Origin of the sequence: Paludibacter propionicigenes WB4, from assembly GCF_000183135.1 — a bacterium.
GTDB lineage: Bacteria > Bacteroidota > Bacteroidia > Bacteroidales > Paludibacteraceae > Paludibacter > Paludibacter propionicigenes.
The window spans coordinates 781,583-797,881 of record NC_014734.1 but is presented as its reverse complement, the minus strand read 5'-3'; the positions used below and the strand labels follow the sequence as shown (position 1 = coordinate 797,881).

At 35.5% G+C, this 16,299-nt stretch carries 18 protein-coding genes; 14 read left to right on the top strand and 4 right to left on the bottom strand.

All coding sequences use genetic code 11. The annotated features are described in order from the left end of the window. Window positions 1-24: 24 nt before the first annotated feature. The 14 genes from PALPR_RS03250 to PALPR_RS03185 all read left to right on the top strand — a co-directional run bounded on the left by PALPR_RS03250 (window position 25) and on the right by PALPR_RS03185 (window position 12,605). A complete protein-coding gene (locus PALPR_RS03250; protein WP_013444187.1) occupies window positions 25-582 on the top strand; it encodes a hypothetical protein in 558 nt (185 codons plus the stop codon). A 300-nt stretch (window positions 583-882) separates the two neighbouring features. After that, window positions 883-1,398: a hypothetical protein gene (locus PALPR_RS03245; RefSeq protein WP_013444186.1), complete on the top strand. Its 516-nt coding sequence runs from the start codon at window positions 883-885 to the stop codon at window positions 1,396-1,398. Window positions 1,399-1,515: 117 nt separating this feature from the next. Continuing rightward, a complete protein-coding gene (locus PALPR_RS03240; protein ID WP_013444185.1) occupies window positions 1,516-2,658 on the top strand; it encodes a hypothetical protein in 1,143 nt (380 codons plus the stop codon). Window positions 2,659-2,838: 180 nt separating this feature from the next. Then, window positions 2,839-3,234, top strand: a complete 396-nt coding sequence (locus PALPR_RS03235; protein ID WP_013444184.1) for a hypothetical protein — start codon at window positions 2,839-2,841, stop codon at window positions 3,232-3,234. A gap of 95 nt (window positions 3,235-3,329) precedes the next feature. Then, on the top strand, window positions 3,330-3,662 hold the full coding sequence (locus tag PALPR_RS03230; RefSeq protein ID WP_013444183.1) for a hypothetical protein: 333 nt from the start codon (window positions 3,330-3,332) through the stop codon (window positions 3,660-3,662). A 65-nt stretch (window positions 3,663-3,727) separates the two neighbouring features. Further along, window positions 3,728-4,429, top strand: coding sequence for an outer membrane beta-barrel protein (locus tag PALPR_RS03225; protein WP_013444182.1), 702 nt, complete (start codon window positions 3,728-3,730; stop codon window positions 4,427-4,429). Between the two features lie 244 nt (window positions 4,430-4,673). Beyond that, entirely contained in the window at window positions 4,674-5,177 is a 504-nt protein-coding gene (locus PALPR_RS03220; protein WP_013444181.1) for a transposase, read from the top strand. A gap of 293 nt (window positions 5,178-5,470) precedes the next feature. After that, complete coding sequence (locus PALPR_RS03215) at window positions 5,471-5,905, top strand: GNAT family N-acetyltransferase (RefSeq protein ID WP_013444179.1); 435 nt, start codon at window positions 5,471-5,473, stop codon at window positions 5,903-5,905. Window positions 5,906-6,339: 434 nt separating this feature from the next. Next, window positions 6,340-7,206: a leucine-rich repeat protein gene (locus PALPR_RS15275; RefSeq protein WP_013444178.1), complete on the top strand. Its 867-nt coding sequence runs from the start codon at window positions 6,340-6,342 to the stop codon at window positions 7,204-7,206. A gap of 45 nt (window positions 7,207-7,251) precedes the next feature. Beyond that, window positions 7,252-7,683, top strand: a complete 432-nt coding sequence (locus PALPR_RS03205) for a hypothetical protein (protein WP_013444177.1) — start codon at window positions 7,252-7,254, stop codon at window positions 7,681-7,683. A gap of 105 nt (window positions 7,684-7,788) precedes the next feature. After that, window positions 7,789-8,568 carry an ABC transporter ATP-binding protein gene (locus tag PALPR_RS03200; RefSeq protein ID WP_013444176.1) on the top strand — a complete coding sequence of 260 codons (780 nt, stop codon included), beginning with the start codon at window positions 7,789-7,791 and terminating at the stop codon, window positions 8,566-8,568. A gap of 5 nt (window positions 8,569-8,573) precedes the next feature. Further along, a complete protein-coding gene (locus PALPR_RS03195; RefSeq protein WP_013444175.1) occupies window positions 8,574-10,250 on the top strand; it encodes a hypothetical protein in 1,677 nt (558 codons plus the stop codon). A gap of 20 nt (window positions 10,251-10,270) precedes the next feature. Then, window positions 10,271-10,951, top strand: a complete 681-nt coding sequence (locus PALPR_RS03190) for a CPBP family intramembrane glutamic endopeptidase (protein WP_013444174.1) — start codon at window positions 10,271-10,273, stop codon at window positions 10,949-10,951. A gap of 88 nt (window positions 10,952-11,039) precedes the next feature. Further along, a complete protein-coding gene (locus PALPR_RS03185) occupies window positions 11,040-12,605 on the top strand; it encodes a S41 family peptidase (protein ID WP_041620173.1) in 1,566 nt (521 codons plus the stop codon). 206 nt (window positions 12,606-12,811) lie between these two features. On the opposite strand, the gene PALPR_RS03180 is transcribed toward PALPR_RS03185, so the two are convergent. The 4 genes from PALPR_RS03180 to PALPR_RS03165 form a co-directional block, all read right to left on the bottom strand. Further along, window positions 12,812-13,564 (bottom strand): 5'-methylthioadenosine/adenosylhomocysteine nucleosidase, encoded by a 753-nt coding sequence (locus PALPR_RS03180; RefSeq protein WP_013444172.1) that lies wholly within the window; start codon window positions 13,562-13,564, stop codon window positions 12,812-12,814. 157 nt (window positions 13,565-13,721) lie between these two features. Beyond that, on the bottom strand, window positions 13,722-14,954 hold the full coding sequence (locus tag PALPR_RS03175; protein WP_013444171.1) for a M48 family metallopeptidase: 1,233 nt from the start codon (window positions 14,952-14,954) through the stop codon (window positions 13,722-13,724). A gap of 76 nt (window positions 14,955-15,030) precedes the next feature. After that, window positions 15,031-15,699, bottom strand: a complete 669-nt coding sequence (locus PALPR_RS03170; protein ID WP_013444170.1) for a YggS family pyridoxal phosphate-dependent enzyme — start codon at window positions 15,697-15,699, stop codon at window positions 15,031-15,033. Between the two features lie 99 nt (window positions 15,700-15,798). Beyond that, the gene (locus tag PALPR_RS03165) at window positions 15,799-16,230 is read right to left on the bottom strand and encodes a DUF4494 domain-containing protein (RefSeq protein ID WP_013444169.1); all 432 of its coding nucleotides are present in this window, start codon (window positions 16,228-16,230) and stop codon (window positions 15,799-15,801) included. Window positions 16,231-16,299 lie beyond the last annotated feature (69 nt).

Sequence of the window (16,299 nt, the reverse complement as noted above, 5' to 3'; positions counted from 1 at the left end):
GCTATATAAACAAAAAATGAACCAGTGAATAATCAAAAAAATGCATTATATATTCTGACTTTTGGCGTATTTATTTCACTAACTATTTGTGGGCAAAATAAATTGAACTATAAAGACTTTGACAACTATTGGAAAAAGAATTATTCTGAAAAAACGACGATAAATAGTTACAAGTCAAATTTCGGTAAACAGGCTGAAAGCTTTATTGATTCACTACAAAAAATTGGAGTTGACACAATTGGAGCTTATATTGAATCTTTTCCCGGATATAGAATTGATAGTAAATGTGACGCTTGTGCTTTATATCCATGGACTACACTTGTACAGTGGGAAAAGAGTGGCAAGGCATACCAACGGAAATTCAAACAGTGTTGCCAATTCAAAGAAAAGACAATAGAAACGCCAGTAATTATAAGATATTATTTAAATGCAAGGTCTAAAATTAAGGAAAACACAGTATTTCCGGTTATCCAAAAGATAATTCATTCAAAAACCGGCAAAATTATAGGGATTGAATCGTCTAATAGAGATCATAGTGCATATTACTCTATCTTTTGCCTTATAAAAAAGACATTGTTTTAAAGAGATTTAATCAATATCAGATTGAGGAGAGGACAAATCTTTTTTATCAAAGAAACGAAGAATCAATCATTAATAGTTGGAGAAAAGTAATTGAAGATCAATTGAAAGTTGATAATTAGTTCCCCTCGTTAAGCGTAGCTTAGCACAAGATGTTGAGCGAAGTGTCGAACAACTAATCCCTGCCCCTAACCCCTAAAGGGGAACAAGAGCAAGTTGCAAGACGATAGTAATTAAAATCCGTAAGGAAAGAGAAACAAAGGAAATTGAATTAATAATATCAACGACAAAACACGAACCACCATGAGCGTAAGAAATTTTTGGACAATTTTTTTAAAAGTTTTAGGAATATGGCTCGTAATAAATGGAGTAACAACGATTATCCAATTTGTTACGTCATTTTTCTCAGTTATTGCTGGTAATAACAATGAAGCATGGACAATCATTTATTACATACTACTTCTAATAGTAACAATCGGAATATACTTATTTATTCTATGGCTTTTTGTTTTTAAAACTTCATGGCTTATTGATAAACTCCAATTAGAAAGAGGATTCAAAGAAGATCGGATTGAAGGTGATTTTGATTATTCAAAAGTTATGATGATTGCGACAATTGTAATCGGAGGTTATATATTTGTTGATAGTTTACCCATGTTTTGTAGATATACTTTCAACTATTTTCAACAAAAGCAAATGTTTCAAGATGGATTTTCTTCAGGTTGGTTGTTTTTTTATCTGGCGAAAAGTGTAATCGGTTATTTGCTGATGACAAATAGCAGAAGTGTTGTGAAATTCATTGAAAAACAATTTAAATGAGTAGTTGACTTCCGCAAACTCCCAGACGAAAGTAATTAAAATCCCCTTTAGGGGTTTGGGGCGGATAAAAAAGAATGAGATATTGGTTATGTTCGGTTCTTAAGGAATAGATTATTTATGAAAGAAAACATTTTAAAATTAAAAGTAAAGAAACAGTTTATCAATTGTTTACTGCTTTGTGCTGTAAGTTATGTCTATTCACAAGATCTGAAGGTGGTAAATATTAATGGAAAGGGATGTACAGGTGAGTTTCCATTTATTATTTCAAACTCTAATCCGCTAGCATCAGATAAAATAAATACCTATTTGAATGTTGATTTATTAGAAATAGTTCCGGGTAGTTTTAAAAAATGCCCATTTGAAAGAGTAATGTCCAATTCAGGTAGTTTTAGTGCTCATACCGACTTTGAAGAATATAGCATAAATATAAATTCTAAAACCATTTTATCAATTAGTATTAATGGTGAAACAACCGGTGCATATCCAGAAAATGCAAACTGGGACTACAACTTTAATGCAATTACCGGAGATATAATTTATCCGGATGAATTATTTACAGAAGCTGGATATTCAAAAATAAAAAAACAACTTATATCCAAACGAAAAGCAAAAGTTACAAAGTTTTTAAAAGAACTAAATGCTCAGTTTATATCTAAGAAATTTGAGGTTGATGAGGAACGGGCTAATGACCAAAAATCTATATACGAAGATTGTTTACAATATATTGGCGATGATGATTTTAGATATGGTCAATTTACAATTCATAAAGATTTTATTGTTTTTAGCAGAGAATGCTGTTCGAATCATGCTATGAGCGCTCTAGATGATTTGGGAGAATTCTCTGACACATTGAAAATCGATGAAGTTTCGAATTTGCTAAGTAGATATGGAAAAGCTTTGCTTTTTGAGGATACAAAGGGATGTCAAAATATTAAGCCACCTATCTATAATACAAAGATTTTAAAAGGTTTTATTAATGATAAGATTCCTATAAGGTGTATATTTTATAGACCATATGATGATGGGAGTATCATGCTTAGATATTGGTACGATAAGAATAAGTCTTTAATTGAGTGGAGAGGAACTTTTAAGAATAAATCAAAGTTGAATTTAGTTGAAAATGACTATTATGATGAGAAGCTGGGTAAATGGATTCTAAGAGCCCTGATTAATGCTGATGTAGCTGCTGATTCAATAAAAGGTACGTGGACGAACCAAAAAGATGGTAAAAAGCTTACAATCTCTTTAAATAGATATTAATTAATATCGGAATATGTACATGTACCCTCGTTGAGCGTAGCTTAGCACAAGATGTTGAGCGAAGTTTCGAATAAACCCCTAACCCCTAAAGGGGAACAAGAGCAAGTTGCCAGACGAAAGTAATTAAAATCCCCTTTAGGGGTTTGGGGTGGATTACAGGATAAGATTTACAAGGCATATATGGAGAACAGAGAAAGTGACAAGACAACTACGATGAGAGACAATAAAATACAAAACAATTTCGACCAACATTATTCAGAGTCAATGAAAGAGCAATTGTTTGCTCTTGACCTTGCCTCGGTAAAATCTAAACAAGGTGACAGATTTACTCAATTACGAACAATCATAAACAAACACGACCCAATAGGACTTATCAGTGATGGAGCACCAGAAGACGAATACGAGCCTGAAGTAAAAACAATAATTGTCCAACTTGACACAGAAATGACTGAACAACAAGTTCACGACTTGATTTACCAAGAATTTATTAGATGGTTTGAAGACGAATCCACAGTTGGTTCAAAAGAATATTACTCGGGATTAGCAAAAGACATTTACGATTGGACAAGAAAATGAATTTAGATTCAATAGACTGTGCTAGCGTGTGTTAGTACCCGTGCTAAAAAAGAAGAAAGTAATAGATAATAGAAATAGAAATAAATAAAAAGAACATGAAATTTACAACAGTTTATTTAGACGAAAACAAGATTGAAATACACAATTCTATTCTCGGTAGGGAAACAATTAAGGTGAATGGCGAAGTGGTGTCAAGCAAATATTCAATTACAGGGGCAGAACACCGTTTTACGATTACTGAAAACGGGACAATTGCTAATTGTAAGCTACGACTGGGATTTGGATTGAATGGAGTTATTTTCGACTTATATAAGAACAAAAAACCTATCGTTGAATCACCAAAGAGTGACTTTTTAAAACTTTTTATTGCTCTATTGATTTTTGGTATATTGATTGGGCTTTTTGTTTCGTATATCTTTAAGTTTTAGCATAAGATGTTTTTGAGAGCAGCAGAATAAAAAAGAATATAGAAATACATTTTAAAATTGTCTGAATGAACAAACGGTTATTATTACTAAGCTATTCCCTATTTGTGGTTTTTGGTTTACAAGCTCAGGTTCATTTCTTTGTAGAAGCTTCGGGTAATATGTCCTTAATACCTAAGTCGGAAAAAACGGTTTCAAGTTCTTCTATTCCCGAAGGAGCAAATTATACAGCGTATTCAATATACAACTATAAAGAAGACTATGATAATGCATTGGGTACAAATGTTGTGATGGGTATACAATATGATTTAAAGAATAAATTTAGTTTTGAAAGTGGGCTTGATTTGTCATTGATTAAATTTAATCATGATTTATTGCTTAGTCACGCATTTATGTATATTGCTTTAAATAATAGCAATTCGCAAATCCCACTCCATTCAGTTTCATATTACGAATTAAAGAGCAATTTCAGTTTAACCTACCTATCAATACCTATTTCAGTCTTTTATCGATTGTTTGAAGATAAACTTTATGTTGGTGCTGGTGTACTTCCGGGTGTATTGGTTAGTGCAAGTAATGACTATAATGATAACAGCATAATTTCAAAACTAAGTATTGCAGCGCAGTTGCAGGTTCGTTATAAAATGACAGAAAAGATTTCGGTTGTAACGGCTTTCCAACAATACTTATCACCAATTTTCAAAGAAGATTTTAGTCCGAACAAAACGAAGAACAGACTGGTAAAACTGGGATTGAGATATGATATTTGATAAATAAAACATGTTTTTTGTAATCGGACAGGTCACGACCTATCCCTACATGAGGTTTGTGGAAATAATAGAATTAATAATATTTTCAAAGGTGCAATAAAATAAATAGGATTCAATCATTTGATGTGGGTTTGTAGGGACAGGTCGTGACCTGTCCAATGATATAACGGTTAACCTGTCCAATGATATAAAAACATTGTCACGTCACAAAATATTTGTCCAACAATTATAAATTGGATGCGTAATGAAAAACCGCAAACGAAATAGAAAAAAGGGATTTGATTATACATCAAATAACATTTATTTCATTACGATTTGTTGCAGGTATCGGATACATCATCTGGGAAGAATTGTCAATGATACAATGGAATTGAACGTATTTGGAAAAATTGTGGAGGAACAAATCAATTGGTTGGAAAATCAATATCCATTTATTGAAATACATAATTCGCAGGTAATGCCAAATCACATTCATTTATTATTTGAAATAAATCCTCAAAATGTTTCAGGTAAGGATATGAAAATAAAATCGGTTTCGCAATTAATGGGTGCGCTTAAAACTACATCGTCCAAACAAATTCATTTGCTTGGTAATATGAACTTTGAATGGCAACGTTCATTTCATGATCATATTGTCAGAGATGCCGATAGCTATGATTCTATATATAATTACATAACGGATAATCCGACAAGATGGAATGAAGACAGTTTAAAAGAACCCTCGTTGAGCCAAAGACAGATACTCTGAAATCAGATTAAAATGGGAACGACAATTTAATAACAACATAATCAATAACTTTAATATCTAACATCATGGGCATATTTTCAATTTTTCCGATTCTAATTGTTGTTTTTTACCTGACAATAATTGTTACAGTTCTCTATTTAGTTTACACATGGGTAACAAAATTTATTTCTTTAAAGGAAGAACAAAATGACTTGTTGAGAGAAATAATAAAAAGACTGGAAAACAAATAAACCTTCGTTAAGCGTAACTTAGCACAAGATGTTGAGCAACTCTAATAAATAAAGGAGCTAAGAATGGATATAGACAAAAACATGACAGTACATTATCAGGTTACAAAAGAAGAAAAAGATCTATTATGGAATGGAATCTTTGAGTATAATACGACTATTGGACCTATGCTTGACTATCCTCCGTATGAACCATTTTCAATTTTAATAAGGGATGATAGAAATGAAGTTGTTGCAGGGATATTGACTAAAATCTATTTAAAATGCATTTTTGTAGAGCTATTATGGGTGAATGATAAGCATAGGAAAAGTGGTATCGGTTCAAAATTGTTGTTGGATGTTGAAAAAACAGCAAAAGAAAAAGGATGTAACTTCATACATCTGGATACATTTAGTTTTCAGGCAATAGATTTTTATAAAAAACAGGGATATATTATATTTGCTACTATTGAGGATTATCCGGATGACAATAAAAGATACTTTCTGAAAAAGTATTTATAGCTTTGAATAATGAATAGTCCTCCCCGCTAGCGCAGGTTTGTAACTTGTGCTAAAAAAGAAGGAAGTAATAAAACTGCCCCTAACCCCTAAAGGGGAATAAGAGCAAGTTGCAAGACGATACTAATTAAAATCCCCTTTAGGGGTTTGGGGCTGATAAATAAAACGTAGAATAAAAAAACACAAATTAGAATCTGAAAGACTAACTCCGGGTCTTGCGGTTTCTAACCGCAAAAATGGAGAAATTAGCATTGCGATTAAAAATCGCAATACCCAAATCTATATTACGGTGCGCTGCACCTTCTTGTTATTTGGTTTTATTGATTTTTACAAAGATTTCGGGACGCTGTCCCTAGTATAATAATCATTACATTCAGTTGCTTAAGGTATAGAGTAACGTTGATATTTGTAGCTGATGGATAATTAATAAACGATATATGAAAAAGATAATTATTACTTTTAGTTTGCAATTATGCATTTTGACGATTAGTGGCCAGCAACATAAATATTCAACCAAAATCTACAGTGTAGATGTAATGGGCGACACCATTGTAAAAGATGAACATGGGAAAAAAATAGCCATATATTCTAAAGATGTGTTCGGCAACCGAGTAATAAAAGATGGAAATGGTAATGTGATGCAAACCATCTCGAAAGACGTGTTTGGTAACACAGTGATAAAAGATGGTCGCGGACAAAAAGTTAGGAGTATTGAGAAAAATGTATTCGATGATACGGTAATTAAAGATGGTAAAGGGCAAACGGTTAGTACCATTGGTAAAGATGTGTTTGGCAATACAGTGATAAAGGACGAAAATAATCAGAAAGTAGTCAGTATAGAAAAAAATGTATTTGGCGATAGGGTTATAAAAGATAAGAATGGCAGAATTATCAGGAGTTTCTCTAAAGATGTGTTTGGTAACACGGTGATGAAAAATGACAAAGGACAAACAGTTGCCAGTATCGGAAAAAACGTGTTTGGGGATACCGAAATTAAAGGTGAAAACGGTCAGGTGGTTAAAACGATTTCTAAAGATGTATTCGGCAATACCATTGTAAAAAATGGTAATGGACAAAAAGTTATCAGTATAGAAAAAGATGCGTTTGGTAGTACACTGATTAAAGATGGAAATGGAAAACTTCTCAAAAGTATTTCGAAAGATGTGTTTGGTAATACGGTGGTGAAAACAGCTTCGGGGTCGATATCATCAAATCCTATATCGGATGATGCAATAAAGTTTGATGACGATGGAAATCTGAATGAGAGTTCGTTACTTGAATTTATGATGAATAATGAAGATTAAAAGGAATGAGATATTAGTTATTCAACCAATAAAAACAATGCGAATATGAAAAAATCTATTTTGGTATTATTTATCCTGACTTGCAATTTATCATTTGGTCAGACCAAGGATTTGCAACTGTCTATCGACTCATTCAGAACGGCACTGACTCAACAAAACATTCAGATTAAAAATCTTCAGGCTCAGGTATATCACCTGAATGCAATACTGAATGCCATGAAGAGCAGCTTGAACGATGTGCAGTATATTGCAAAAACAGATTCGGCCGATTATAAACCTAAAGCAGTGCTAAAAAAAACAGTCGTAAAAACCAATCAGACAGCAGCAAACGTAACGGTTGTTGACAGAAGTAATACACTGCCCCCACATTCGCGGTATTACAGAACCATTAGAGGACAGAAATATTATATAGACCTGCGCAACAAACAGAAATTCACGATACTACCCAGTGGTAGAAGAGTTTATGTACATATTTAAAACATAGAGTAATAAATAATGGAGATAGTAAAAAAAGGCAAAAGTATTTAAATCAGTGATATAAACAAAGTAATCAATAATCATTAAACCATTCAAATAAAACCAATGAACCAACAAACCATTGTACAAATTCAGAATCTGGAAAAATTTTACGGAAAAAAACAAGTTCTTCACGGTATCAATCTAGAAATCTCATCCGGTCAGATCATAGGGTATATAGGACCTAACGGTGCAGGAAAATCAACCACAGTAAAAATCCTTTGCGGATTGATCAATGAATTTCAGGGCGATATATCTATTTTTGGCAAAGACCTGCGAACCAATACGCTCGAAATAAAAAAACAGGTAGGATATATTCCCGAAAATGCTGTGTTGTACGAATCGCTTACTCCCATGGAGTTTATGGAGTTTATTGGCGAAATGCGTGGGTTGGAAAACGAGGTTACACGCTCAAAAGCAGAAGCCCTGATGAATATCTTCGAGATGAAGGCAAATCTGAATCAACGCATTGCTACTTTCTCCAAAGGTATGCGACAGAAAGTAATGATTTGTTCTGCCCTGCTGCACAATCCCGATCTTATATTTATGGATGAACCTTTGTCGGGGCTTGATGCCAACTCGGTGATCATGGTAAAAGAAATGCTTATACACCTGGCACGCGAAGGTAAAACAGTGTTCTACAGTTCGCACCTGATGGATGTGGTTGAAAAAATATCCGACCGCATTATCCTGATTGATCAGGGAAGAGTGATAGCCGATGGTTCATTTGACGAATTGAACAAACTATCCAACGATGAAAATCTGGAGAAAATGTTTACGCGTCTGACAGGCAACACCAATCACGGAGAGAAAGCAGAAGCATTTATCAACGCATTTGAAAAATAAACGGTATGATAAAGTTTTTACTTTCACTATTTAAGCCTTTTCGGTGGTTTATTGAAAAAATGGGGGCTGATTACAATCAATTTATCATGATTCTGCAACTGAAGCTGACCATGGATAACCGTCGGACAAAAGGAATTGGGGCTAATGCCAAAAAGGAAACGGAAAATGCGTTGATTAAACAATCTTTTGCGCAGTTGATGTTTGGAGTTTGCTTCGCCATGTTCTTTCTGTTTATCAAATCGTCGTTTACATTCTATTTCTTTTTTCATTCCTTTCTGATGGCCTCGATGGCTATGATGATTATCTCCGAATTTACCACCATCCTGTTTGATACTTCGGAGAATGTGATTATTCAACCATTGCCCATCAAAGGCAATACCATCAGTCTGGCTCGTAATGCACACGTTTTGACTTATCTAACCCTGATGTCATTTAATCTTTCGGTGGCAACCGTTATCGCGGCAGGTTACAAATATGGTGTTTTATCGGCATTGCTGTTCAGCTTCACAATTTTTATGAATGTACTCTTCACCCTGTTTCTGGCCAATATGCTTTATTTAATTATCATGCGCATAGCCAGTGGTGAGAAACTGAAGAATATACTTATGTATTTCCAGATCGTGATAACGATTCTGTTTATGGGAGCTTATCAGCTAAGTATGAATATGGTGGACAAGACACATATTACCAATATGGTATTACCGGTTCACTGGTACACCTACCTTATTCCACCGGCATTTTTCTCAGGATTGCTGGAATCATTTACATTATTCCTATTCGATATTCGTCACCTGATTTTTATTACCGAGGCTTTGTTAGTCCCTGTATTGGGCATCTTTTTTACCGGAAAATATCTTACGCCGATATTTAACCGCAAACTGATGGATTTGGAGCAAGGCGACCGTGTTTCAAAAGTAAAAACGGAAACTGCCCGCAGAAGTCTTTGGTACAGAATGATGCTTGGTATATTTGTTCGACGGAAAGGAGAACATGCACCTTTCAAACTTATCTGGACTATGACCGGTCGTGAAAGATTATTTATGCAATCTTTTTTGCCGTCACTGGGTTTCATTGTCATTATGATTGCCGTTCAGTTTTTCAAAAACAATTCTTTTAATTTAGACGAAATTATACACAGCAAACGCTATTTACTGGTACTCTACTCGTTTATGTTTATCGGCTTGTCGCTTCCGGCATCCTTGCTCAACGGTAACAACCAATCTGCCACATGGATTTTCAAAACTGTGCCCCTCTCCTTGCCTGCCGACTATTTTAAAGGATTTATCAAAGCTGCATTTGCACGCTTCTTTGTTCCTTTTTACCTGGTTTTATCGGTAGGCATTTGCTTTCTGTGGGGATATACGGTGATACCCGATGTACTTGTTGCAATTCTGGCTATATATTTCGTCACCACCTTATTCTACTATCTGCAAAGTCCGGGCTTTCCTTTTGCACAGTCCAAAGCGGCTTCGCAGGGCGGAATGGCTTTTGTGAAAATGATGGGACTAATGCTGACTGCAGTTGCGTTGGGCTATATGCACTATTTTTTATTACGATGGTCGGCTTATGCCGGTTCACTACTTATTCCGCTTTATTTGGGTTTAATATATTATGTGAACCGTATTCTTGTTTACAAGAAAATCACCTGGGAAAAAGTTGATGAAGTGAATATTTATCCCTGAATCAATTAATAAAAGCGATTATGAATCAAACTCAGCTTACACCTAAAAAGTCAATTCTTATTATTGGGATTGGAGCAACAATCTTTATACTTGCTTTACCTGCCCTTCTTAATTGGTTAGGGGTAACTGTTTATCCTTCTGATGTAAAATCACTCTATTTAAAAGTGTTATATCCATGGTTTGTTTTATCATTGCTGTTCCTGTATGTTGTAAAAATTGAAAAGCAACCGTTTCTACTCTGGACTGAAAAGAGTTATCCTTTTACTTTTTACTTGAAATCATGTTTTAAAATCATGCTGATGTCATTTATTTGCGCTTTTATAGTTTTATTAATCGTGAAATTTGCAGGCGTAAATAATAAAAGTGATATTGCTAATAAGTTGGAGCATATTATACAAAAGGATAAATTACTTATTGTATTGGTTCCATTGACTGCAGGTGTAACGGAAGAACTAATTTGCAGAGGATATCTATTGACCAGACTGGAAATGCTTATTAATAAACCGGCTGTATCAATAGTTATTTCGGCTATTCTTTTCGGCATCTTACATATCTCTTATGGGACTATAGCCCAGGTACTTCTTCCTTTATGTTTGGGGCTGTTATATGCGATAGTTTATTATAAATACAGAAATATAAGAGTGATAATATTATGCCATTTTCTTTGGGACTTTCTGGCTTTCTATAGTAAAGCACGGTAGATAATTGTAAGGTAAAATGAAGTTCAGAACGATTCTACTATTTTTTTATATAAAAACGACTAATTGTAAAAAGCAAGTGTTTGATAAAATGAGATTAATCAGGTATACCCTGTTGCTGGCATTGCTTTTAGAAAGTTGCGCTTCGGTTGATAAGTACAATGCACAACTAAATGCGCTGAGAAATGAGAAAGATCTAAAGTCGGATGTAGATTATATTCAGCACAAACTGGAGAAACTTCATCCTGATTTGTATCATTACATAGCTAAAAAAGATCTGGATTATAAGTTTGACAGCCTTAGATCGTCACTGACTACTCCCATAACAAGTTCTGATTTTTATTTCAGACTCAGTCCTGTAATTGCATCTATCAAACAAGGGCATACACAGACATTCCCCCTGACAAAGAAATTAAAACCTCTAGAAAAAAAGATTGCAAGTGCTAAAGGAACATCACCTTTGGCTCAGTTTGATTTTGAATTATTTAATAACAAGCTGTATATTGTAAAAAATAATTCAAACGACTCAACGATTAAAGTCGGCACGGAAGTAGTAACGATCAATGGCATAAAACCATTGGAGTTAATGTCTAAGTTTAGCAATACCTTTACCTCCGATGGATACAATAAGACTTTCGTGACAAGAAGACTTGCCAAAAGCTTTTCGCGTTTTTTTTATTATCAAAACGGGATTATGGATAGTGTGTATTGCCAGCTAAATTACAAAGATTCCATCAGATCTGTCACTTTAAAAAGACTTGTAAAGTCGAAAATACTTGGCAACGGGAAATCGAAAGAGAAAAAATTGCAACAAAATGAAAGTCACAAAAGAAAACTCCTTGGTTACGATCCTTTAAAGCGAATGTATAGTAAACAACTGAGTTTTCCGGTTAAGGATAGTAGTGTTGCCATCCTGAGAATTTCAGATTTTACGAAAGGCGCCTATAAGAAGTTTTATAAAAAGAGTTTTCAACAATTGGATTCATTGCATTGCAAGGCATTAATCATTGATTTGCGAGATAACACAGGAGGACGTTTACGTGAAATCTACAACCTGTATTCCTATCTTGCTGATAGCACTTTCCACTTCATAGATAAATCGGAAGTAACGTCTAAAACAAGTCTTTGGTATTCTGGGTATTCTGACTCTAACCCCCTTTGGGTTCAGGCAATTAGAACAGTTTCTTTTCCGGTTGTGGCTTGTGTGGATATTTATACTTACTTTAAAACGATTAAAGGAATAGACCAGAAATATCAGTTTCCTATTAAAGAATCTAAACCAACTCATCCTAAAGCAACTGCTTTTAAGGGCAAAGTATATGTGCTTATAAACGGAGGAAGTTTCTCTGCGTCATGTTTGTTGTCTTCCAATCTTCAGGGTTCTAAAAGAGCTATATTTGTTGGTCAGGAAACAGGAGGAGCCTACAATGGATGTGTGGCAGGGATTATGCCTGTTCGCAGACTTCCTAAATCAAAACTGACAGTTAGCTTTGGATTGTTGGGATATCAAACTCCGTATAAATCAGAAATAGATGGTCGGGGAATTTTTCCGGATGTAGAAATAAGTCCAACTTTACTTGATAGAATGAATGGAACTGATCCTGAATTGCAATGGGTTTTGAATGATGTGAAAAATTTGCAACAGGCAGCAAAATAATATTCTGACTTATCACTGTAGTATTTATTATACATTACCTTACCTCAGTTTGGTGCTTCTTTACAGCATTGATAAGTGCTGTTATTTTCTGGATTCTACAGGATGCAAAGAAGAAATACAAAGCATATAGATAATCGAAAATAAAAATCCGGGACTTGTTTTAGCAAATTCCGGATTTATTATATAACCTAGCTCCTATTTGTTTTCTACAAATTTTGAATTATAGTAATGTATTCCTTTAGAATAGACAAAGAATAATCTCCTGCATGTTGATTTACAAAACCAATAGCGGAAATGTGAGCTTCTTCATCGGCACTGTCGGAAATAACACGAACCACAATTAAAGGTACTCCATAATCGTCGCAAACCTGTGCTACAGCAGCACCTTCCATTTCTGCACAAAGCACCGAAGGCAGATTTTTAATCAGTGCTTGTTTCATATTGGCACTTGAAATAAACAAATCGCCACTGGCTATGTCACCAATCAGCATTTTGGGGTTGGTAATATCTTGCTCAGCCAGTATTTTTCTGAATTCTTTGTTGTTCTTCAAAAAGTTATGTACTGCCTGCGACATGGTATCAACATTCTGTTGAGGTATTTCAAACGAAGTTTTTCCGGTTAATGGTATTTCAAAACGACGCATAAGCGGACGGGCATCCATATCGTGCTGATAGAGTCGCTGACCGATAACTATATCGCCAACATTCAGCAGCGGAGAAATACCCCCTGCCACTCCGGTGAAAACAATACGATCTACATTGAAATCGAGAATCAGGTTGGTAGCGGTAGTTGCGGCAGCCACTTTACCCCAGCGCGAGAATACAGCCACCACTTCCTGACCGTATAAATCACCCCGATAATAAACTCTGCTACCCCGCTCAACAATTTCTTTATTGTTGATAGCAGCAATGATTTTGTCCATTTCTTCGGGCATGGCACCCATTATTCCGAGGAGCATAATTTTAGAGTTTAATGGTTAAACAAATATAAGTAGTTACGAGTTACAAGTTACAAGTTACGAGCCTGCCTGCGGTAGGCAGGCTACAAGTCTTATCCTCTGAGTGTTATTTCGAAATGTCATATCGGTAATTATTTTTCACTACTTACAGCATTTATCAGCTATTACTTATAGCTGTGATTCGTTGAAAAAGAGTAGGATGCGAATAATGGAAAAAGACATACAACGGATGCGGCATCAGATTGCCCAACGAAGTAGCCGTCAGTTTTTTCAGTCCGGATTCAAGCTGCGATCCATAACCGTATTTAGCCGCAAAAGCATCAGCCTGATATTCGAACTTACGGGAAAGAACATGCATAGCTGTATCCAACACCAGCGAAATAGGCGAATACAAAATGCTAAACGCCAGTGCATTTAGATGGAATGAAGCTTCGTTGGCTCCTAGAGCTTGAGCAAGCACATCGCTTTGCAGAATAAATCCGAAAGCAAAGAAAAGCACAAGGGTGTACGGGAGCGAAATCAGAAAATTGATGAGCGTGTGTTTGTGTTTGTAGTGTCCTACTTCATGCGCCAGAACAGCCACAATTTCCTCTACAGTCATTTTATCCATCAAAGTGTCATACAGTACTATACGCTTCTTTGAGCCCAGTCCGCTAAAGTAAGCATTGGCTTTGGTAGACCGTTTTGAACCATCAATTACGAAGATGTTGTCCAGTTTAAAATCTGATTTTAAAGCAAACTTTTCAATTTCGGTGCGCAATTCACCTTCTCCAAGCGGTGTTTGTTTATTAAACAGCGGAACTATGATTTGAGAATAAAACATAGTCATAAACAGGCTGAAACCGGTTACCACCAACCATGCCCACAACCAAAAATAAGTAGGAGTCAGTGTATAAATCCAGATAATGAGCACTAAAATACCACCACCCAGTATCAGCGTCATTGCGTAACCTTTCAATTTGTCGAGCACAAAGAGTTTGGGAGTTACTTTATTGAATCCAAACTTTTGCTCAATCACAAAGGTGTCATATAGATCAAATGGTATGCTCAGTATATCATTGGCAAAATATAGAATTCCAAAGAACAATACAGGAGTCCATATCGGGCTTTGTACCTGCTGTTGTACTAAACCATCCACCCATGCAAATCCATTAAAAATAAGCATTAGCAGAATGATTACAAAACTAAAGCTGCTGGTCAGCATGCCAAACCGCGAGTTGGTGCGGAAGTATTCCTGTTGTTTTGCATATTTCTCGGTATCGTATATATCCCGTAGCAGTAGAGGAAGTTCTTTACCGGATTGTTTGATGTTTAGAAATGCGAGGTATCGCTCCAGCATGAAGTCGGCAATGAGGATGACGATTATGATAGTAAAAAGCAATTGAGCCATGTAGATAAGTAGTAAAGTGAATGTTTATAACACAAATGTATGTATTTTGTTGGTTTAAACCAACATTCTTTGTGTTTTAGTAGTTTCTGTGTCCGAAAATGGAACTCCCGACACGAACGAGCGTGCTTCCTTCTTCGATGGCAATCTGAAAATCGTCGGACATACCCATGGATAGTTCGCAAAAAGAAGTCTCGTTGCTGAAATACTGCTGTTTAACCTGATCGAAAAGTGTTTTCAATCCGTTGAACTCGCGGCGAATCTGATCTTTGTTTACGGTATAGGTTGCCATGCCCATAAGTCCGCAGATCTGTATGTTTTTGAGCTGTTTCCAGGCTCCCGCTTCAAACATTTCCAATAGTTCGTCGGGCGAAAGTCCAAACTTTGTTTCTTCCTGAGCTATATGAACTTGTAGCAGGCAGTGTACCGTTTTGCCCGCTTTAGCAGCTTGTTTATCAATCTCAGTCAGCAGTTTATACGAGTCGACACCGTGAATTAATGAAATAAAAGGAACAATATACCTAATTTTATTAGTTTGGAGATGCCCAATAAAATGCCAAACAATATCTTTTGGGAGGGTTTCATATTTGCCACATAACTCCTGAACTTTACTTTCGCCAAAAATTCTTTCACCTGTTTCATAAGCTTCTAAAATAGATTCGTTGGGATTAAATTTAGAGACACAAACCAGGCGCACATGCGATGGAATGTGTGTCCGGATAGATTGTATGTTCGATTGAATAGACATGTCTTAGTTGGCAGTTTGTTGTCGGTAGTAGGTAGTTTGGAGTTATCAATCAAGCTTTATTAACTACTTACTGTCTACTTCCTACTACGGACTAATTAATTATTCCGCTTCGTATTTAAATACATCCATGATAGTGGTTTCGGTAATGGCAGCAATTTCATAATCGGCCATTGAGCCTTTCATACCTTCTGTAATTCCATCAAGGGCTTCTTTAATATCAGTGGCCTGTACAAGCATGGTGACAGCAGTACGTTTTTCGACACCTTTTTCTTCATCCAGCGATACGAACATAACTTTAGCACGATACCATTTGTCGCCGTTTTCATTAAAAAACATTTCGTTGATTTTAGCCCTGCGGATATTGGCCACCGTAAACTCACCGCTGATAAAAGGTCGCATTTCCTCAATGATACGCGCTTCGGCTTCGGTAAACGACAATGCATCGATCAGATAAGCTTCATTTACTTTTACTATTTTGCCTTCTTCGGCAGTTTTCTCGTACTTTATTTTACACTCAAACCAGTTATGCATATCGCCTATTGTTTTATAAATGAATTATTTATTGTTTCTGTAGTTCAACTTAAATTGAGATACAAAGAT